We start from the raw sequence: 21,044 nt of genomic DNA on the forward strand, positions 1-21,044 counted from the left end.
AGTTCTCGAAAGTGACGACTTTCTCACGATGAGACTACCGATACTTTGCTCCCAAAACTTTTCTGCACCAGTGAGCATAGCATCTTAGGATATTCAAATATTTGATCTTTTTCACGCAACTTTTTTCTCAGATATTTTGAGTTTCTTTTTACTCAAATGGATGAAAACATGCCATTTGATCGCTTTAAGGTTTAAATTCCTTGGTTTCTTAATTGGACTAGTTTTTTAAGAAAGTAAATTTTTTCTGGAAATGCTCCTCGCTTCTGCAGGGGGCGGGATCGCGGTTCGAGATTTTCAATCCCTATTTTTTAATCAGAGGTTTTGAGATGCTAAAAGATTTTAGGACTTTGCCCGTCGAGTACATTGACACCGATATCTGCATTGTGGGGGCTGGCCCCGCAGGCATCAGCCTGGCCCGTGAGTTTATTGGCCACAATCGACAAGTGACGCTACTAGAAAGTGGCGGGGTAGACGCTGATCCCGATATTCAGATGCTGGCCGATGGTAAGAATGTCGGCCATGCAATGCCGCCGATAGAGGTCTGTAAGCGACAACTAGGGGGCAATTCTAATGTGTGGTCTATCAAAATTCGTCCTGAGCAAAATCAGATTGGGGTTCGATACGTTCCCTATGATGAGCTGGATTTCGAAAAGCGGGATTGGGTACCAAACAGCGGTTGGCCATTTTCGCGATCGCATCTCTTGCCTTATTACGATCGCGCCCAGCAGGTTTGCCAGTTAGGGGCGTTTGCCTATGAGCCAGAGGCTTGGGAGAGCAACGGCGCGACACGACTGCCAGTGGATGCGGCAACGGTCGAAACGGGCATGTTTCAATTTGGTGCCGCCAAAACCTTTTATGCCGACTATCGAGCTGAACTCGAAGCGGCTCAGAATATCGATATTTACACCTATGCCACCGTGGTTGACATCAAAGTCAATGATGCAGGCAAGGCTGTAACCGCGGTGAAGATTGCTGCACCCGGCGGCAAAGAGGCATGGGTGCGGGCTAAGGTTTTTGTCCTGGCTGGGGGTGGGTTTCAAAATGCTCGGTTACTCCTGGCGGCTAACCGACAACACCCGGCCGGTCTGGGTAATCAATACGACGTTGTGGGCCGCTACTACCATGATCATCCCCAGGCCGTTGGCGGCTACTTTATCCCTCGCAATCCCCAGCTATTGAATCGCACGGCCCTTTATGATCTCCGTCAGGTGCATGGGGTGCCTGTGATGGGATTCCTTCGACTGTCGCGAGCGGTGCTGGAACGAGAACAGTTGCTGAATACCAATGCCATTCTGTTTCCCCGCCCCAGTCGCCGCGAGGCTGATGCGGTGAGCTCCTTCAAATACCTCTTGCAGCAGATGTTTGGGAGCCAAGCATGGGTCATGGATCCCAAGGCAAAGCAAGGATTTTCAAGTCTCCTGCGGCGTTTCCCAGAAAAGCCACTGACGCATCTGAGCAACGTCGCTTTGGGGGTTGATTATGTGATCAAAGCTGCTTATTTGGCGAAAACTCAACACCAATCGATGCTGCCGAACTTGGGGCGGGGCGGCTGGTCTGAGTTTCCAGAGAACCAGAAGCGCTTTAGACAGTTTGAGGTGATGCACTTATTGGAGCAATCGCCTGACCCGGATAATCGCATTGTTTTGAGCCGCGATCGCGACGCTTTGGGATGCCAAAAGTTAGAGCTCCACTGGAGTTGGAGTCGCGATGATGCCGCAAAGGTGGTGCGGGCTCAACACCTTTTGGCCGAGGAGCTCAAGCGATCGCGGTTGGGCACTTTTCACGTGGACTTGGACGAGGACGGACTGCCACAAATTGGGCGGCCAACGGGGTCTGCCCACTTAATGGGAACCACCCGCATGCACGACAATCCTAGACATGGCGTTGTCGATGCCAATTGCTGTGTTCACGGTTTGCATAATCTTTTTGTCGCGGGCAGTTCCACTTTCCCCACGGGCGGCTATGCCAATCCCACCCTGACGATTGTGGCGATGGCTTTGCGGCTAGGCGATTGCATTAAGCAAGAATTCATTAAGCAAGAACTGGCTCAGGAATTGGCACCAAACACCTCTAAGCCCAAATCCGACTCGTATATCCCCGGCAAGACCTGGGGCTTCGACGAGCTCAGCCCGAACGCATTTGACGAGCTCAGCCCGAACGCATCGGAAGTTGAATCGGGGGTAAGCACATAGGATTTGGGATAACACCGTTGTTTAAGGGAATGGTTCTTGAACGGAGACAGGATATCGAGGAGCAGTCTATACGTTACTGTCGGCCCCTCTTCGCTCTTTTTTAGCCCCCGGCGATGAAAGGCTCGAAGTCTGCACGGCAAAAGCAGGGCAGATGGACTTTCACCATCTGCCCTGCACGCCTGAAAACTGATTGAACCGATTAGCGATCGCCCAACCTGTCGCAGCACAGCCTGCTCGCGTTTAATGCCGGACAGAGATCATTTAGGCGGAAGCGGCTGGCCCCTTCGATTCGGGATCAAGCTCGAACCGATGTTCATCCCGTCGCTGCATTTCACGTAGGACTCTAACTGGGTGCTCAGCCTGGGTGTTGATGCCTGCCGATGCGGCAATGTCATCAACGTTGCTTTGGTCGGGGGTGGGCGTTGTGCCCCCAACGGCTTCTTCGCCCACTACTTTTGCTTGCTCCGTCATGGCGTCGGGGTCGCCCTGAGTCGTGGGTTTGCCAGCGGCCATGCGTTGGTCTAGCGATCGCTCTGCGCCAATTTGGTGGCTTTGGTCTTCCCGACCGGTTCGCGCTGCTTCGACTGCCGCTTGCTGGGGCGATCGCTCCGGGGGGCCAGGGGGCGGTGTCAGGTCACTATTGTCGTCAACTAGCGACTCGGCTGATTGATGTGCGTTGGAATGCAAGGATGGATCTTGAGTCATAAAAATCGAATGTTGTCTACAAAGCGGTGGGGTTAATGCCAAACAGAATGACCGCTGCCAATGCGCCCGAAATAATGCCGTAACAGCAAGCTAACAGCGCCTTAAAAGAATCGCGATATTTGTAGCGCCAAATCATCGCGGCGATCGTGCTGCCGTACAACAACTCTTCCAAGGGAAACTGAACAAGCTGATTACTGCGGTCAATCCCCAACAGCAACAACGTCCAAAGCAGGAACAGAATAAAGCTGTTGATAATGGGCGCACGGCTTTCTCTGATCGGCACTTTCATCCGAGCCAGAAAGCCTAAATAAATGGCCACTGACAGCGGAAAAGCCGCTGCTGCCAAGCTGCGAAAGCCAATCCAACCGGATTCACTGAATGCCAGCAAAATGCTCGAAACAAGCTGAAAAAGTAAAAACCCGACCGCCACAAATAGGGCGAAAAAACTGATGAACCCTCTGAGGCCCTTAGTCCAACTATTGGCAGGTGATTTTCGCCGCAGGGGTACGGGTTCGTTTCTAGGCAATGACATAATTTTTCCAGCGTTAATGTCAATCTAAGCCACGCTTGACGCTTGTTTAACGGGCTTAAATTGAGCTTTGGCAGCCCCACATTTTGGGCAAGCCCAGTCGTCAGGGATCTCGTTGAATGGGGTGCCCGGCTGAATGCCAGAATCTGGATCGCCTTTCTCTGGGTCGTAAATGTAGCCGCAAACTTCACAAATATATTTCTGCATATTGTTTACCAAATATTGATGGGTTCACTCTGAAATTATCAATTTAGCCAGTCACTCTTCATCGCCCTATCGGAGGATGCTAAAAGATAGAGATTTTGCCGACTTAAAAAGTTTTGAGCGATCGCGGTGGGGCTTCGTAAAGGTTGAAAACAGGGGAAAAAGATTCAGAGAACCGCTGCACCTCAGGTCATCTCGTTGCTGTGGTGGGACAACCGGATCGGTGATTTGCGATCAGCCTGAGAAACGGGTGTCCCCAGGGTGGTTTCATTGTCGTCAGAGGATCTCCTAAAACCTTGAGATGACGTAGGGGCGTACGGCCGTACGCCCCTACAGACAGCCTATAAACGATCTTGCAGAATTTTCTTCGCGGGTATGCAACCACCCTGCGGGCAACCCAGTCCGGTTGCCGTGTTGTACTGATCCCTGATCAACGGAATTTTCCCGTTCGGCATCGAGACCGAGGCTCATGAGCAGTCCGCTGCCAGCCGCTCAAACTGACTTCAAAGTGAGATGAATTAAGGGATGCGCGGGCAATTAAAGTACCGACTCCAGACACGAAATGGACCCAGCCACTGGCCGTTTCGGGATGTGCTCCGCCGCTCCCTAAGGGCGCGATCGCGGCCACCAGGGCCGGGGGCGTTGGGTGGGCCAGCGCAGTTCGCAGTGGGTGCCGTTGTCGGCAAACTCGCGCTGGTAGGTGCCGCCGAGGCGGTGGGCCAGGGCTTGGGCCTGTTGGGTGCCGCGACCGCCCGTCTCTGGGTTGGGGGCGTCAGGGGAAGGAGAACTTTTGCCGTTGTCGGCGACGCGAATAATGTTTTCGGTGTCAGTGGCGTAGCAGGTAACGGTGAGGCGTTTGGCCCCGATCGCGTGTTTGCCCACATTACACAGCATTTCTTCGAGCAGGCGGCAGAGCGATCGCCGATCATCGGCAGATAACCGCGTATCTGGCATCGGCTCAAATTTCACCACTTGAAATTTAATGGAGGCAAAGCCGGGAAAGTCGCGCCGGAGCGTGGCGATGTAAACCTCATAGAGCACTTCGTGCAACTGATCGCGCAGATCAATCACTTTGCCGCCACCGAGGTGGAGCTGATCTTCCACAGGCAAGGATTCTTGTTGCAGGCGGTTGTAGACGGTGCGGAGTTCTTGGTTCAAATCCGCCAGTTGCCCCTGCACTGTGGGCGAGAGGTCAGCTTGTTGTTTTAGCAATAGCGCGAGGGATTGCAGAGGACCGTTGTGGATGGCGTCGTAGGTTTCCTCAATGACGCGCTGGCGGGCGGCGATGCGCGATCGCAGGGTTTGGTCATAGAGGTAAAATCCCGGCAGTACCAGACCATTCAACGTGAAGGCGATGAGCGTAGGCATAATGGGCAGCCACCAGCCCCCTAACCACAACGCCACATAGCTGGTGGCAAACAGCCCCAGCCCCACCAGCCCCACCACCAGCAAATACCAGGCAGGCCGCGCCATCAGCCCCACCAGCACCATGCCGATCGCCCCCCAAGCGATGATCCACAGATATTCCCACGGGTCGGGCCAGACATAAATCAGGGGGCGATCGTCCAGCACGGTACTGAGAATTTGGCTGGTGATGTGGGCGTGCATTTCAACGCCATACACCAAGCCGGGATTCAGCGTATTGACGGCGGCGGAGTTAACCAAGTCTTTTTGGCCGAGGGAGGTGACGCCGATGAGGACGACGCGATCGCGAATCAAGTCGGGATCCACTTCTCCGGCGAGCACGGCGGCGAGGGAGACGACCGCAAAGGGGGTGGGGCCGCTGCGCACGTTAATCAGCATCTGCACCCCCGTGGCGTCGGCCCGGTCATAGCCCCCATCATTGGGCATAAACCGCCAGAGTTCGGCCTGGCCAAACCGCATATTGTCAGAGCGGCGGCGACCATTTTTCAAATACAGGTCCTCTTGGGCCAGGTAAGCCTCAGCCAACACAAAAGGAAACGAGAAGCGAAAGCGCTCGGGCTCGGGATGCAGCGGCGGCGGAAAGGCTGCGAGGAAAGCGCGGCGCACAAAGCCGTCATCGTCCAGGGCAAAGTCATTGAAGCCGACTCGTTCTGGGGGCAGGGCCGGGGGCGGCGCGATGGTCGAGGTGATCACCTTTTCAATGCCGAACAGCTGGGGCGACTCAGCCAGCAGTTGATTTAACTGATCAGAGCCGGGCTGAATCGGCAAGTCGCGAAACAGGTCGAGGCCAATCACCTGCGGCTCGTGCCGTTGCAGTTCGGTAATCAGGGCGGCCAGCACCCCGTCGGGGATGGGATAGGTGCCCACCTGCTGGATGTCCGCTTCCGTGATGCCCACAATGAGGAGGCGATCGTCAGTGGGCTCGGCTGGTCGCCACCGCAAAAAGCTATCCAGCGCCGCCCACTCCAACGCTTGCCAGACGCCGAGCAAGCGCAGCCCTACCATCAGCACGATCACGGCCAGTCCGGGCACCACGCGGTGTTGCCAATTGGCTTGGGAGAGCCGCTGCCAAAGGGGAGTTGGGGGGGGAGAAGAGGGGGTCACAGAGCGCGATCGCGGGGGGCAGGCTAAAACGGGAGCACACATCTCCCTGTGACTAGGGTAGTCGGGGAAGGGGCGAATGAACGCGACCCGGTCGCCGGTTTTCTCCACGGGCATGGCTAACCAAATGGTTGTGCGTCCTGCGTCAAGGTGGACGATCACCTGGGGCGATGGCATCAACCCAGCGAGGGCATCAACCATGGCTCAGGTTTTATGAATAATGTTGGTTAAAGCGTCTGGGACAGCACCTGTTCGGCCACCTGATCTTCCGCATGGGCGATCGCGGGATAGTTGGCCGTGCCCGTGGAATAGGGCGTCTGGTAAAAGCAGCTAAAGGTCAGCAGTCCCCCCGCCAGGGTGGAGACATCGCTGAACCCGCTTTGCACCAGAATGCGATAGGCCAGATAACTCCGAAAGCCGGAACGGCAGTACACCAAGACCGGGCCATGGGCAGGAATTTCGGTGTAGCGATCGCGCACCTGGTTCAGCGGCATATGTACCGCACCGGGAATGTGCCACTCGTCGAATTCTCGCGGGGTGCGCACATCCAGCAGAGTGCCCACCGGCGTCTGGTCGGGATAGTCGTCGGCATACCAAAAATGGACATCGCCGCGCAGCAGGTTCGCTCCTAAGAAGCCCGCCATGTTGGCCGGGTCTTTAGCCGAGCCAAAGGGCGGCGCATAGCTCAGTTCCAAATGCTCTAAGTCAAACACCGTCATGCCCGCCCGCAGCGCCGTCGCCAGCACGTCAATGCGCTTGTCCACCCCGTCAAAGCCGACCACCTGCGCCCCTAGCAACTTACCCTCAGCCGGAGAAAACAGCACCTTGAGATGCAGTGTCGCCGCGCCGGGGTAGTAGCTGGCGTGGGACGACGGATGCAGATACACCTTGCGGTAAGGAATGTTGGCCCGCTGGAGCGATCGCTCCGATGCCCCGGTGCCGCCCCCCGCCATGTCAAAGATTTTGACAATCGCCGTGCCCTGGGTATCGCGATATTGGCTGCCGTGCCCAAATATATTGTCCGCCGCAATGCGCCCCTGGCGGTTGGCCGGGCCTGCCAGCGCCGCCAGCATGGCGTCTCCGGTCACCAGGTTTTCCGTTTCCACCATGTCACCCACGGCATAAATGTCGGGGTCAACGGTGCGCATGTGCTTGTCCGTTTGCAAGCCGCCCCGTGGCCCCACCGGCAAGCCGCAAGCCGTCGCCAGGGCCGTATTCGGTCGCACCCCCACCGCCATCACCACCAGATCCGCCGTGATGGTTTCCCCACTCGACAACTCCGTGCGCAGGCGGCCCCCTTCCTCCGTAAACGACCGAGCCGCCGTTTGCAAATGCACCTGCACCCCGTGATCTTCCAGGTGATATTGCAAATCACGCGCCATCTCCGGATCAAGCGTCGCCATAATCTGGCCCGTCATTTCCACCAGATCGACCTGTAACCCCCGATGCACCAAATTCTCCGCCACCTCGACGCCAATGTAGCCGCCACCCACCACGATCGCCCGTCTGGCCCCCTGGCCCAACGTCGCCAACATCGCATCCATGTCGGGAATGTTGCGCAGCACATGGATTTTGGGATGATCGATACCTGGCAACGGTGGCCGAATCGGGCTCGCCCCCAACGACAGCACTAACTTGTCGTAGGTTTCCTGATAGGTTTCGCCCGTCGCGATCGCCCGTACCGTCACGGTCTTCTGCTCGCGATCGATGGCCGTCACTTCATGCCCGGTGCGCACATCCAGATTCAAACTCTGCTTCAACCGATCAGGCGTCTGCACCAACAGCTTGTCGCGATCTTCAATCACCTTGCCCACGTGATAAGGCAACCCACAATTGGCATAAGAAACGTACTGATCCTTTTCCAGCACAATGATTTCTGCCGACTCATCCAGGCGTCGCGCTCGGGCCGCCGTCGATGCCCCGCCAGCCACACCACCCACCACCACAATCTTCATAACGCCTCCTGTTCTACGATTAGCGATCGCCCCCCTGGGAGCACCACCCACCCCCCAAAAGCTTGCTACGCTCAAGTCCAGCACCAGCTTATATTCCTGGTGAGATATATTTCTCTATCTAGAGTTTTAGACCCAAAATGCCCCTGGTAACGCAGCTTTAGCAAAGAGTTAAGACTTCCCTCCGGTACCCTGCCACCCTCACACCCTGCTACCCTCACACCCTGCTACCCTCACACCCTCATCCCCATGCCCCGACCTCCCCGCCAACGCCATCGACTTTGGCTGCTGCTGGTCGCGATCGCGATCGCCGCCCTGCTCATCCTCCCCGACTGGCGATTTATCCACCGCGCCGTGACCTATCCAGAGCAACCCATCATGGCCGTCGATTGGTATCAGCCCCAAGCGACCGTCGCGGGGGCAGTCGGCCCACCCTTGCCCGTCGCCCCGCAAACGCCAACCCCCAAGTTTGCCGCCGCGCTCCAGGCCGTCGCCGATTACGCCGCTGAGCGCCATTCCACCGGGCTATTGGTCATGCATCAGGGTGAAATTGTGCTGGAGCAGTATTGGCAGGGCTACGACCAGACGGCTCCGTTCAATGCCATGTCGATGACTAAAAGCCTCGTCGGGCTGTTGATCGGGCAGGCGATCGCGGAGGGAGCGATCGCCTCCGTGGCGGAGCCCGTCGCCAACTATGTGCCCGAATGGCAACGGGGCGATCGGGCTGATATCACCCTGCGCGATTTGCTCTATATGCAGTCGGGCCTGCGCAACGAACGCAGCACCACCAGCCCCACTTCCGATCTGGTGCATCTCTACATCGGCTCGAATGTGGCAAAAACCGCCCTCAGTATCCCCAGCGTGCGCCCCCCCGGCGAGGTCTACGACTACAACAATGTGAATAGTCAGATTCTCGCGATCGTGCTGGAGCGAGCCACTGGCATCGCCTATCCCGAATACCTGGCGACCCGGCTCTGGCAAGCGATCGGCGCGCAAACCGCCAGTGTGTGGCTCGATCGCCCCCACGGCTCCGCCAAAACCTTTTGTTGCTTGTTTGCCACCCTGCGCGATTGGGCTCGTATCGGGCAACTGTTGCTTAACCAGGGGGTATGGGAAGGACAAACGGTGATTGACCCTGCATGGCTAGCCGACATGCTCACCCCCTCCTCCCTGGAATCCAGCTTTGGCAAACACATCTGGGTCAAAGCTCGCACCCCCGACCACCCCAACGTCGAAACCACCGCCACCGCCCCCTATCTTGATCCGCGCGGCTTCCATCTTGACGGGCGCGGCATCCAACGGGTATTTGTGCTGCCCACCTACGATTTGGTCATCGTCCGCATGGGCGAGCAACCCGGCAACTGGGATGATGCCGTCATCCCGAATACCCTCATCCAAGCGTTAACGTCGAGTGGCCAGTAGCAACCCATCAGCGCCCTGACGCCAATTTCTCCCCGCAAGGAACACTCATGCCAAGGTTAGGGACTTGCGCGCAAACAAGATCCCCATGCCGAGTTTCGACTCCGCTCAACTCTCGATACTGGTAGGTTGAGCGCAGTCGAAACCGGATTAAACGGGTACTTTTTTTAGTTGCAGTTCCCTTAGGGACTCTTAAGAACTCGGGTTCGAGAGCGTCATATCCGGCGGATATTTGACCTCGTACTCATAAAAGATGTACTGAGCAGATTGCGGCGGTAATTGCGTCAACCATCGACATTGGTGATCTGGGTCTAAGTCGGCAGTCGGTTGCGCCTTCGTGACTTGCACCACCACATCGTCAGAGCGACTGATCGGAATTTGCTCAATCACGGTGACATCAATTGCATGGTCAAACGGATTCGCGATCGCTAAACGATACGCCCTCAGGTCCCGTCCTTGGGCATCCGCTGCTGATTGCTGAGTGACTAATTCGCGCTGAATCGGCACCCGTTCATCCAGGCCCAGACTGAGCTGAAAGGATGCCCCCGGCGCGACATATTCAAACGTCTCTGCGCCCACATACCCGCCATCGCGGAACAAATAAGCCGTACCGGGCAGTAGAGGCCACTTATCAGGAGGATTGGTCAACGCCGCACACAAATAAGCTGAGCTACAGCGTTGGGGCAAGGCCACATAGGTCAGGCGGCTCTCTAGCTGTAATTGGCCGACGGGCACTCGATGCACTTCACCGTCACTCAGCACGCAGCCCGGCTCGGGGGCTACAAAACAAATGATGGCGTTCGCCGGTTGCAGCTTGGCGTCACCCACCGGGTCGCCCTCGTTTTGGGGCGGAATCTCGCTGCCGGGCAGGGCTCCGAGCATCCGGTAGGTGTCATCTAAGACTGAACTGACTGCCTTGCGAGGATGACGCCTTGAGGGTGAGGGGGACACGGCTGACTTGGGGCGCATCGTGGAAGGCAGTCGGAGCAAACTCGCCTCGGGAATTTCTGGCGTTTTTTCTGGCACCGCCGTTGACACCTTCAGCGCCACTGCTGACCAATCTTCGCCGGTCTGCTGCTGCACTTCGGCAATGCAGTCGATTTGTAAGCTGGGGTCATTGGCCTGGAGGCGCACATCATAGGCGGGCTGCCATTTAGCCTCGGTCACGTCGTAAACGATGCGGAGTTCGACAGTGCCCGGTTGCTGCACTACGAGCGGCAGCTGGATGTGGTATTTGGGCGTTTTTCCGCTGGCTTGAAATTGTTGGAGCACTTGCCGCGTCGACTGCAACTGCTGATCTAAATCTTGTTTGCGGCGCTCTTGCTCGGCGATCGCTTGACTCAGCCGCTGATGACTCGCTTCTAAAAATTGCGTGAATTCGGTGACGTGGGCCAGGTCAGTGGTTTGCTGGGCAATGCCCTGGGCCAAAGTCCGGGCCGACTTGTCGGCCAACGATTGCAAAAATGCCTGCTGTTGCTGGAGCCCCGCGATCGTGTCTTTGCACAGATGAAACTGGGTCTCGGCCTGATGAAAGCGATCGCTCAGCCTGGATTCCTGAGCCAGCCAGTCATCACTACGAAATAATGGCTTGAGAGTGGGCTTTTGGAGGATGACCTGGGCCGAACCGCTTGCATAAGCTTGAATGCTTGGTGGTGCCAGGGTGGCTGGTAGTGGGCCGATATCTAGAAGTACCTGCGGCGTCTTCACCTCTAGTTGTCCCTGGCGGGTCACCCGCGCCTGCTCAGGGTAAACAGTGACTGCCACGATCTCAGTCTCTACTGGAATGATTCCTGTGGAACCAGTTTCAGGCATCTGCACGGCTAACTCTCTCGACTGCAAACCACAAGTTCAGAAAATCTCTCGACCCCTTCGGCCATCATCCACCTCTCCAAATAGTCAGGTGACTTAGCACATCCCTCGCTCACAATACAAACTTGGGCTGGCTTTGGCGGGATGAGCCGCAAACTGATTGAGTCCCGCCAGCGCCTTAATGGCACCAGTACCCTGAGCCCAAAGACACCGACCGAGAGCCGTAATACGCCCATGAGTGATCTTCATTAGCTGATCTAGCTTATTTCCCTTTACATGGTGTGAGGGGAGTCACCCTGAACGTCTGGGCAAAACTTTGTAGAAAATTCCTTTGCGCAAAGTTTTAGCGAGTAATGGAATTGACATATATGTTACCTCCAATACCTATCTATTGCCGCTAGTTGGCAACGCGATCGCGATCGCAAGCCGTTCTATACAGAGCGGTGCGCGGGCCAAATTTGTCAATCCATCAACATAATTAGACCGAGATGAGAGGCAACCGCTTGCCCATGAGCCCAGTCTGCCATGCAATGTTGGAATGTACGGGCAGAGCGACTCGACTGATCGGGTTAGCCCCCATGACCAACCTAAAAATTTACCGCTAAACGGCCTGTCTCCCCAGCTCAGGTGGGACGTCTTGAGCACATCAATTTTCAGAGGTGCAGCGCGATCGTAGACATGGTGTTACCCCCGACCGGCGCTTAACCATCGCCCAACAGCGCCTCTAAAAAGCTGGGCTGTGGGCACGGGTGGTCTTGAAAATCGATTGGGCAGGCGTAAACTCGGCGGTGGCGCTCAAAACCATATTCCTGAGCCAAATCCCCGTCTGCAACGAACATCCGTGACAAAGCGACTGGACTTGCCGGGTGATCAGTCGACAGTGGGGGTTGGTCTTTGTAAAGGGTTTCAGATATGCCCATGGTGACTCCTGGCGACGATAACTAGAAAACAAATAAGCTTGCTGTGCCCATGGCGCGACAGAGGCAGATCCAGGCCCCCAGAGGTTAGACAGGTTTCCCTTTAATTTATGCGCCTGGGCGAATGGTCGCTTATTGATCAAAGCGGAGAGCACACGATCCACAAAATCAATCTTTCGTAGCTTTATCTAATCTTTGTTGAGTCAGCCGAATCGTATGGTTGTTGTGAATTTGCGAAGGCGAGGCGCTAGCCCCAGTTTGCAGTGAGTTTGCCAACCAAGTTTAGTCGTTGGAATGATGAGTTCAATGGTCTTACAATACCCGGCTGCTGCTGGCGATCGCGATTCCACAGCCATCGCGAAATATTTTGAAACTTCAGACAACTAAGCGTTACTTTGGCCGCCATCCGCTTGTGAATAAAAATCGGTTGAAATGGGTGGGGATCGATGCTGTCAGCAGACAAATACAGCGATGAGGCAGATAAACGCATCTGAAGGGGAAGCCAAAATCAACATGTCTGCGTCTTCTCATCTGCATAATCGGCATACACAGTTGCAGGCTGCCGAGTCTGCTAATGAGACAACCGCTCAGGGTTAGCAGTGATCTACGCTATCCACAGCGCATCAATTGGCCTCACTCAAGTCCCGCTCTCAGCAGGCGATCCATTCGACAAAGTTTTTATGTATTAGCGACTGGAGTCATGCCCACACAGCCCACGCAGCCCTGGTGGAATCGGCAGCCATCATTCAGCCATTAAAAAAGGCGATCGCCGAATCAGCGATCGCCCTTTGTAAGCCCAAAAGCTAGCAGCGCCCCTGTGGACTCATGCCAAGCTAATAATTATTCAGCTTCATCACCCACATCCAACTGAATTAGGTGAATATGTTTATAGCCCAGCTTAATTTCAAACTCATCCCCCGGCTTCAGACCCATTTCGTCTGTATAGGTTGAGCCGATCACGATTTGACCGTTCTTATGCACACTGACACGATAAGTCGGTTCACGCCCGCGACCATCTTTCCCTTTGTCAGGGTCTAACTGAATGCCACGTGCTTCTAGCAACGCATCGTAGAAACCCGTCACATCCACTCGAATTTGATCGTCTTTTGTCGTGGTGTAGTAGCCACACTCCCTAGCCTTTTCTCGCTTAGTTAGATGGGCTAAATCCTTAACTTTTTGCAATAGGGCTTTGCCCGTCAGCGCATCTGTCTTGGTGCTTGCCATTAGTGAGGGAACCTCTCCGTAACAGTGATTACTACAAGGGATGAAGCATCTTACCGCTAGTTTTTGATACCGCGTGTAGAGAACTAATCGCCAGTTTCAGAAACCTTAGCTAGTTGAACCTTAAAACGCTTCATATTGCCTATTGGTCATTCATCCGGCGAATTATTTGTATTATATTCACTTTGGTGAATGACGAACACATAAATTGTATTAGAAGTTGGGTCATTCGGGGAAGAATTAAGCAGGATTATTCGCAGAAGAATTGGCTGAATAATTGCTGAATCGCCCTTTCCCCTTTAAGAAATGCTCATTCTCTAGATTAGCGTATTCAATATTGTCAATACTGTTGTCGTCTATTAACACTGCCTAGTTGCAGCCAGCCAGGGGGGCATGTTGGTCTGCTCAGGTCGGCTCTGGTACCTAAATCGATCATCGAAATCTTAGTATGATCAGTGTTTATCACTCTTAATGCAGGGGATATGTAACCCTGATGTCGAGTGATTTTGTCTTCATCGGATCGACAGGCTGGCAAGCAAGCAGGGGTCGTAATTGTGTATGCCGGATTGTGCTTGGGGGCAAGCGGCTCACCTAAACCAGGGATGAATTTGTCCATTCAGGGATGCGTCCTGAAGCAAAGTCTCGCATGGCAATCTGGCTGGAGAAAAGGATTAATTTTGCTGGAATTATGCTTAGCGCTTGACGATCGCAAATCATCCTGATTGCGATCGCGCTATTGACTTAAGACAGTGGCCGTCGGTGAGCCGACGATCAGCACGGGGTAACTCAAGCAACTGCCGACAATAAACAGATTGGGAAAAGCGAGTTTAGCTGCATCGGGCCATCTCGGATTGACCAATTCATCAAGGATTGAAGAGAAGATTTTCCAGGAGTTGCCGGGTGCCGCCACGGTTACCGTTCTCAACATCCTTTCAGACGTTTTGGCGGGACTTAGGCATAATTTGAACAGTCTGCTTTGGGGAATATTGTGAGCAAAGCCCATCAAAATGGTCCCAAACTTTCCCAAATTCGGGCGCTTGTTGCGGTGGCTGATTTTGGCAGTTTTGGCGAGGCGGCCCTGGAATTGGGGCTGACCCAACCCACCGTGAGTCACGCGATCGCCACCCTGGAAGACGAACTCGGGGTGATTTTGCTAGCCCGGGGACGCCACGGCGCGCAGTTGACTCCGGCGGGCACCGCCGTGACGCAGCAGGCGCGGGCGGTGTTGCAGCTGCTAGAGCAAATGCAGCAGACGGCCAACCTGCATAAGGGGTTGCAGGGGGGCGAAGTGCGGATTGCGACGTTTCGCGGGGCAGCGGCCAACTTATTGCCGCGCATTGTGGCGCAGTTCAACAAAGAGCATCCAGCGATCGCCGTCACCATCACCGAGCATTACGATTTTGGCTATGTCGAGGAACAAATTCGCTGTGGCAAAGCGGATATTGGCATCTCGTTTTTGCCCACCAGTGAGGAATTTGAAAGCTGGGAGTTAATGAGTGATCCGTTTTGGGTGCTGTTGCCGCCAGCGGTCGAGCAGCCTGATCCGAATCTGAGCTGGGAGCAACTCGTGGATTTACCGTTAATCGTTTATCCCGAAGACAATAGTTGCTTTGCCGCAGTGCAGGCCCACTTTCAGCAAGCCGGTTTTACCCTCAAGCCTCGGTATCAGTTTCGAGAAACCAGCACAATTCTCAGCATGGTGGCGCAGGGCTTGGGGGCGGCGATTGTGCCGTCACTATCGGCCCATCCGATTCCCCCTGGGGTCAGCATTGCCCGGTTGCCCGCCCCGCTGGAACGGCAGGTGGGGGCGATCGTGCTGGCAGAGGCGCTCCACCCCCCGGCGGTGTTTGCGTTTCTGCAACTGTTACAGCAGCGATCGCCCGTGACGGCGGTGGGCTAAACCGCTTGCTGCCAAGTGACCTCAGGTTTGGACGTACTGACCAACACCCGGCCTCGGGAAATCACTTGGCGCACAGTGGCCCGATCGCGAATCGCGGCGATCGCATCCTCGGCATCCAGGGTGATCAAATTGGCGGGTTGGCCGACTGCCAGACCATACTGGTCGGCCACGTGCAGGGTGTTGGCTCCAAAGCGCGTAATCATGTCGTAGCAAGCCATCAGTTCGTCACGCCCAGTCATTTGGCAGGCATGCACCGCCACGGAAGCGACTTCTAACAGATTGCCGGAGCCCAGGCTATACCAGGGATCTTGAATACAGTCATTGCCCAGACTGAGGTTGAGGCCGTTTTGCCACAGCTCTTTTACCCGCGTCAGGCCTCGCCGCTTGGGATAGGTGTCGGCGCGCCCCTGCAACGTCAGATTAATCAGCGGATTCGCCACAAAGTTGATCTGAGCGCGTTTCAAAAAGCCCATCAGCTTAAAGGCGTAGGCATTGTTGTAAGACCCAAAGGCCGTGGTGTGGCTGGCGGTGACGCGATCGCCCATCTGGCGGCGAATCGCTTCCGCTGCAACGACTTCAAGAAAGCGGGACTGGTCATCGTCGATTTCATCGCAGTGAATGTCGATGAGGCGATCGTACCGTTCGGCCAAATCAAAAATGTATTGCACGGATTTAACGCCGTCTTCCCGCGTCAGCTCGTAATGGGGAATGCCGCCCACCGCATCGGCCCCCATTTTGACCGCATCTTCGAGGCGTTTGGCGTTTTCGGGTTTGCTATAAATGCCGTCTTGGGGAAAGGCCACCACCTGCAAGGTCAACCAATCTTTGACCGCTTCCCGCACCGCCAGCAACGCTTTGAGCGGCGTTTGCGACGGTTCACTCACATCGGCATGGCTGCGGACAAACAGCACCCCGTTGCTCGCCAGCATTTTCAGCGCCGCGATCGCCCGCTGCTGCACATCTTCTAGCGTGAGGGACTGTTTGCGCTCACCCCAGATTTCAATACCTTCAAACAGGGTACCGCTTTGATTCCAGCGGGGCTGTCCCGCCGTCAATGCCGAGTCAAGGTGAATGTGAGATTCCACAAACGGCGGACTCACCAGCTGCCCCGTAATGTCGAGGGTTTGGTCAGCGGTGACGTTGAGGTCGGGGGCGATCGCGGCAATCACGCCGTTTTCAATGGCAATATCCACGACAGTCTGAGGATCCGTGACCAAACGACCGTGGCGTAACAATAATGAAGTCATGGGCACTAAGGAGCATCAGCGCCTTTAGGATACTGGTTCTGGAAACTAGAAAACTGTTCACGGCTGGGCGGCGGCGGTCATGAAAAAGTGATAAGGCCATCCCGGCGAGCGCCCTTCACGCAGCGGGTTGTTGAAACTGATGAATTGCCGTGATCACCTCGACCCATCCTTGGGTCAGGGCGGCGAGTAGGCGATCGCCCTTGGCCCGACTGGCCGCAGTCGCATCGCCCAGCACCCCACTGCGCGTGAGATCGCGGGTGACCCAGGCAAAGGGCAGCGCCCCTTCCATACTGAGCAGGCCATCGGTGGGCAAGCCTTGGGGATATTCGCACACGGCGAGCTCGGTCCGTACCTGTTCCGGCAAAATTGCCATCATCAAGCTCGTTTCCGCATCGCCCGCGTGAATGCCGAGTTCCAGCTCTTTCTCGGTCAGCATTGCCGCCGCCGGATTCGGCACATTCCAGACAAAATGAGGAAATATCAGCAGGTCAGGATATTGCTGGTGCAGATCGCGAGCAGCCATCTCCAGCACCTGGGGCTGACCACCGTGGGCATTAATCCACAGCAACTTGCGAAAGCCTGCGCGATACAGACTTTCCGCCGATTCCATCAGCACTTGCCGCAGGGTCTGCGCCGACAGGGTAATGGTGCCCGGAAAGTGCCAGTGCTCGTTGGACTTGCCGTAGTACAAAGGAGGCAATCCATAAGCGGGGATCGTCTCTGGCAAATTGGCTAAGGCTTGGCCCAATACGGCAGCCGCGATCGCGGCATCCACCGCTAGGGGCAGGTGCGGCCCGTGCTGCTCGATCGCCCCAATCGGCTGAGCAATGACGACATTCTCTTTGTCGGGCAAGTCAGCAATCATTTGCCAGGTGAGATAGGCAAAGTAACGCTGGGGGGGAATGAAGCCGTGCAGCATGGACAACCGGAAAGACAGATCAGGCCATTAGCCTAGCGGAAACTGGGGGCCAAGCGATGCGGCTGCGGGCTGAAATCCCAGCCATTTTTTGTCAAGCTAAACTGAGGAGCGCAAATACTCAAGCGGCCTTGCACCCATCGAAACCGTAAATCGCCCTGTTATGAGTCAACCATTTCCAGACCTGAGCAGCGCCGATCGCGATCGCATTATCGAAATGGCGTGGGAAGATCGCACCCCATTTGACGCGATCGAGTTGCAGTTTGGCCTTAAAGAAAAAGCGGTTATTAAACTGATGCGGCGAGAGATGAAAGCCAGTAGTTTTCGGATGTGGCGCAAACGGGTCACGGGTCGCAACACCAAACATCGCCAACAGCGTGACTTCGAGGCGGGGCGCTTTCGTTCGGCCAACCAAAAAGGCTCGTGAGAGCGGGAAAGACATGGGGCCTAAAAGATCAGCCACCATTGCTGCTGCTAGCCGGGCCACCATGTCAAATGCTTTGCTACCAAAGCTTTCAGGGGACGGTTCCCTAAACTGAGCTCACCTTTATCCACGGAGCTGACAGGGAACCGTCCCCTTGAAGGGCGGATTGAGGGATGCGATCGCGTTACAGGTCGTCAGTTTGCCATCAAGCCCAAAGCTTTTACGAGTGGTGAAGTTACGGACAACCGCAGCCCTTCACCACTGACCGGGAAGGCAACTTATGACTCAATATCAATCGTGCGAAAATCGACGTCTTGAGCTGGAGCGGGACGCGTTTTGCCTGACTTTTTGCGCTTGGTTGTGGCGCTCAAAAAGACTTGACTCAGCTCGGCTGCCAACAGCGTGGCGACTGCGGCGTCGTCAATCCAGCCAATGATGGGAATAAAATCAGGTGCGATATCAATTGGCGAGAGCAAGTAAATTAGCGTACCGCCAATAATCACCCAACGATATTTTGGATGACGAATTGTTTGCTTATACCAGTTATAAAACGACTGTACTAAATTTTCCATGCTTGGACTTCCCATCAATGTTCCTTCTTATGTTCTCGGGAAAATGCTTTGATTAACAGTGCTGAAAACTCCCCGATTCATAGGGAAAGCCGTACGCTTTCATGTCGTTCAAGCCCTTTCTGATGCATCAAGTGGCCTCGGCCCATGTTTTAGCAGATGAGCTTTGCGCCCAAAAGAGATCCCCAAATTTGGCGCTCAAGTTTGTCGTTCAGGGGCGATCGCTCCCGGGTTTGAACGCACTGCTTGGGGGCTCTAAACCACAAATGACAAGCTGACCAATCCTTAACCACTGGGCCAAGTCCAATGCGCTCACTGATGAGGCTTTCATGTGGCCTGGAACTCGGTGGGCACCCCATTCTGCACCCAGGATACGTCGGGCTTGCTGAAAAAGTAAGCTCTGATTTGAATTTGACGGAGTCTTGGTAGGTTTGATGCACTAGGGCGCGATCGTTGTCATCCATCAGACTCAAAAACAGCTCATAGTCAAGGTGTAAAGCATCGCTATTGAGTCCGTGTCGCAGGCGGCGGCGAGGGCGTGACCTCCGTCGAGAACCGGGAAGGCGACATCGATGTCGCCTGGGCCCGGATACCCAATGCGCACACCCACCTCCTGGTACGTGTGCACCACAACAGTGCCTTCAGCAGCTAGTACCCAAATTGCAGGGGCGCACTCAGACCTTGAGCCAGGGTCTCAGAAAAGTTGAGGCCAGCTTTGAAGGAGGGTCACTAGCCCAGAATCCGTTTGTGTGTCTGTAGTAGCCCAAAACTGGGAGAGGGGTTGGTGGATGAGGGCGAGTCGTGGCCCAGTGCAGTCGCGCAATTTATCGCAATTTAACTTTGTTGTGGAAGCCGCCTTCAGGGGACCGGGTTGGCGTCATCATAGAGGGATGGTGGCTCGCCTTGGTGGAGTGGTTAAGGTCGTTGCTCCCGCGATCGCGGTGGGCGGCGACCAGCCCCCCGGCGATCGCCCAGCAACCGTTCAGTCACGCCGCCAATTGAGGACGAACCATGACTGCCAGCCTAAAAACGGCTGCTCACCTTCCCCTAGCGCTGGCCCGCGGGCGAGTCGCATCTCTGCGTAGCAGCGTGGTGGATGTTTGGTTTGCCACCGGTCTGCCGGAGCTGAATACGCAGCTCAAGGTGGTGGGGGAGCAGCCCATCATTATGGAAGTGGTGAGTCAGGTCGATGAGCACATCGTCCGGTGTATTGCGCTGACGCCCACCTCGGGGCTGGCACGGGGCAGCGAGGTGATCAATACAGGGCATCCCATCGAAGTACCCGTGGGCGATCGCCTCTTGGGGCGCGTGTTCGACGTGTTTGGTCACGCGATCGACGGCAAGGAACCCGTGGAGGGCGGCGAGTGGCGATCGATCCACCAAGCGCCGCCGCCGATTACCCGCCAATCCACCCAGTCAGAAATTCTCACCACGGGCATCAAAGCGATCGACCTGCTGGCGCCGCTGGAGCGGGGCGGCAAGGCGGGACTGTTCGGCGGGGCAGGGGTGGGCAAGACGGTGTTGATCACGGAAATGATTCACAACATGGTGAGTCAGCACGAGGGCATCAGTCTGTTTTGCGGTATTGGTGAACGCAACCGCGAGGCCGAGGAACTGTACCAGGAAATGCAGGATGCGGGCGTTCTGGATAATACGGTGATGCTGTTTGGCCAAATGAACGAACCGCCGGGGGCGCGACTGCGGGTGGGGCACGCGGCGCTGACGATGGCGGAGTATTTTCGCGATGATGCGCAGCTCGATGTGCTGTTGCTGGTGGACAATGTGTTTCGCTTCATTCAGGCGGGGCAAGAGGTGTCGGGGCTGATGGGGCGGCTGCCGTCGCGGGTGGGCTACCAGCCGACCCTGGGCACGGAGCTGTCGCAGTTTCAGGAGCGCATTACCAACACGGGCACCGGAGCGATTACGTCGGTGCAGGCGGTGTATGTGCCCGCCGATGATTTTACTGATCCGGCGGCGGTGCATGCGTTTGGGCACCTATCGGCGTCGATTGTGCTGTCCCGCAAACGCGCCAGTGAGGGGCTGTATCCGGCCCTCGATCCGCTGCAGTCCAACTCCAAAATGCTGTCGCCGCACATTGTGGGCGATCGCCATTACCAGACAGCGCGCGCCGTGCGCAGCACCCTGGCGGCCTACGAAGACCTGAAGGACATCATCGCCATGCTGGGCATTGAGGAACTGTCGGAGCGCGATCGCCAGACGGTGCGGCAAGCGCGGCGACTGGAGCGGTTTCTGACTCAGCCCTTTTTCAGTACGGAACAGTTCACCGGCAAGGCCGGGAAGCGGGTGCCGCTGGAGGAAACCCTGGCAGGGTGCGATCGCATTCTCAATGATGAGTTTGCCGACTATTCTGAACAAGCACTCTACATGATTGGCACGGTCAGCGAAGCGGCGACAAAGTCCTTAGCCGACTCGACGGAGGCGGCTCTGTCAGCGTCGCCCGATTCAGAGACTGACGCCGAAACCAACGGTGTCCCCCAGCATCAGGAGGGTTAA

The 21,044-nt window shown here is 55.9% G+C and carries 17 protein-coding genes; 6 read left to right on the top strand and 11 right to left on the bottom strand.

From position 1 onward, the window contains the following. Positions 1 to 326: 326 nt before the first annotated feature. A complete protein-coding gene (locus JUK32_RS05965; protein WP_204137934.1) occupies positions 327 to 2,192 on the top strand; it encodes an FAD-dependent oxidoreductase in 1,866 nt (621 codons plus the stop codon). A 261-nt stretch (positions 2,193 to 2,453) separates the two neighbouring features. Here JUK32_RS05965 and JUK32_RS05970 read toward each other — a convergent pair whose 3' ends face one another. From JUK32_RS05970 to JUK32_RS05990, 5 genes are all read right to left on the bottom strand, one after another. Further along, positions 2,454 to 2,879, bottom strand: a complete 426-nt coding sequence (locus JUK32_RS05970) for a DUF6335 family protein (RefSeq protein WP_204137935.1) — start codon at positions 2,877 to 2,879, stop codon at positions 2,454 to 2,456. A 34-nt stretch (positions 2,880 to 2,913) separates the two neighbouring features. Then, positions 2,914 to 3,429, bottom strand: coding sequence for a hypothetical protein (locus tag JUK32_RS05975; RefSeq protein ID WP_204137936.1), 516 nt, complete (start codon positions 3,427 to 3,429; stop codon positions 2,914 to 2,916). Positions 3,430 to 3,453: 24 nt separating this feature from the next. After that, positions 3,454 to 3,633 (bottom strand): rubredoxin, encoded by a 180-nt coding sequence (rd, locus tag JUK32_RS05980; protein ID WP_204137937.1) that lies wholly within the window; start codon positions 3,631 to 3,633, stop codon positions 3,454 to 3,456. A gap of 603 nt (positions 3,634 to 4,236) precedes the next feature. Next, positions 4,237 to 6,357: a CHASE2 domain-containing protein gene (locus JUK32_RS05985; RefSeq protein ID WP_204137938.1), complete on the bottom strand. Its 2,121-nt coding sequence runs from the start codon at positions 6,355 to 6,357 to the stop codon at positions 4,237 to 4,239. Between the two features lie 26 nt (positions 6,358 to 6,383). Continuing rightward, positions 6,384 to 8,111, bottom strand: a complete 1,728-nt coding sequence (locus JUK32_RS05990; RefSeq protein ID WP_204137939.1) for an FAD-dependent oxidoreductase — start codon at positions 8,109 to 8,111, stop codon at positions 6,384 to 6,386. A gap of 246 nt (positions 8,112 to 8,357) precedes the next feature. Here JUK32_RS05990 and JUK32_RS05995 point away from each other — a divergent pair, with 246 nt between their 5' ends. Continuing rightward, positions 8,358 to 9,530: a serine hydrolase gene (locus JUK32_RS05995; protein WP_204137940.1), complete on the top strand. Its 1,173-nt coding sequence runs from the start codon at positions 8,358 to 8,360 to the stop codon at positions 9,528 to 9,530. A 189-nt stretch (positions 9,531 to 9,719) separates the two neighbouring features. Here the strand turns inward: JUK32_RS05995 and JUK32_RS06000 are convergent, their stop codons facing one another. The 3 genes from JUK32_RS06000 to JUK32_RS06010 form a co-directional block, all read right to left on the bottom strand. Then, positions 9,720 to 11,291 (bottom strand): mucoidy inhibitor MuiA family protein, encoded by a 1,572-nt coding sequence (locus JUK32_RS06000; protein WP_204137941.1) that lies wholly within the window; start codon positions 11,289 to 11,291, stop codon positions 9,720 to 9,722. 746 nt (positions 11,292 to 12,037) lie between these two features. Next, on the bottom strand, positions 12,038 to 12,256 hold the full coding sequence (locus JUK32_RS06005; protein ID WP_204137942.1) for a hypothetical protein: 219 nt from the start codon (positions 12,254 to 12,256) through the stop codon (positions 12,038 to 12,040). Positions 12,257 to 13,093: 837 nt separating this feature from the next. Continuing rightward, the gene (locus tag JUK32_RS06010) at positions 13,094 to 13,477 is read right to left on the bottom strand and encodes an AbrB family transcriptional regulator (protein WP_204137943.1); all 384 of its coding nucleotides are present in this window, start codon (positions 13,475 to 13,477) and stop codon (positions 13,094 to 13,096) included. A gap of 985 nt (positions 13,478 to 14,462) precedes the next feature. On the opposite strand from JUK32_RS06010, the gene JUK32_RS06015 reads away from it, so the two are divergent. Beyond that, the gene (locus JUK32_RS06015) at positions 14,463 to 15,374 is read left to right on the top strand and encodes a LysR family transcriptional regulator (protein ID WP_204137944.1); all 912 of its coding nucleotides are present in this window, start codon (positions 14,463 to 14,465) and stop codon (positions 15,372 to 15,374) included. Here the strand turns inward: JUK32_RS06015 and codA are convergent. Next, positions 15,371 to 16,621 carry a cytosine deaminase gene (gene codA, locus JUK32_RS06020; protein WP_204137945.1) on the bottom strand — a complete coding sequence of 417 codons (1,251 nt, stop codon included), beginning with the start codon at positions 16,619 to 16,621 and terminating at the stop codon, positions 15,371 to 15,373. The genes JUK32_RS06015 and codA overlap by 4 nt on opposite strands. 115 nt (positions 16,622 to 16,736) lie before the next feature. Further along, positions 16,737 to 17,540 carry a creatininase family protein gene (locus tag JUK32_RS06025; protein ID WP_204137946.1) on the bottom strand — a complete coding sequence of 268 codons (804 nt, stop codon included), beginning with the start codon at positions 17,538 to 17,540 and terminating at the stop codon, positions 16,737 to 16,739. A 160-nt stretch (positions 17,541 to 17,700) separates the two neighbouring features. On the opposite strand from JUK32_RS06025, the gene JUK32_RS06030 reads away from it, so the two are divergent. Further along, positions 17,701 to 17,964, top strand: a complete 264-nt coding sequence (locus tag JUK32_RS06030; RefSeq protein WP_204137947.1) for a TIGR03643 family protein — start codon at positions 17,701 to 17,703, stop codon at positions 17,962 to 17,964. A 275-nt stretch (positions 17,965 to 18,239) separates the two neighbouring features. Here the strand turns inward: JUK32_RS06030 and JUK32_RS06035 are convergent, their stop codons facing one another. Continuing rightward, positions 18,240 to 18,533, bottom strand: coding sequence for a YkvA family protein (locus JUK32_RS06035; RefSeq protein WP_204137948.1), 294 nt, complete (start codon positions 18,531 to 18,533; stop codon positions 18,240 to 18,242). 798 nt (positions 18,534 to 19,331) lie between these two features. Here JUK32_RS06035 and JUK32_RS06040 point away from each other — a divergent pair. After that, positions 19,332 to 19,532 (top strand): hypothetical protein, encoded by a 201-nt coding sequence (locus JUK32_RS06040; protein WP_204137949.1) that lies wholly within the window; start codon positions 19,332 to 19,334, stop codon positions 19,530 to 19,532. A gap of 9 nt (positions 19,533 to 19,541) precedes the next feature. Further along, positions 19,542 to 21,044: a F0F1 ATP synthase subunit beta gene (gene atpD, locus JUK32_RS06045; RefSeq protein WP_204137950.1), complete on the top strand. Its 1,503-nt coding sequence runs from the start codon at positions 19,542 to 19,544 to the stop codon at positions 21,042 to 21,044.

Origin of the sequence: Halomicronema sp. CCY15110 (genome assembly GCF_016888165.1) — a bacterium.
GTDB lineage: Bacteria > Cyanobacteriota > Cyanobacteriia > Phormidesmidales > Phormidesmidaceae > Halomicronema.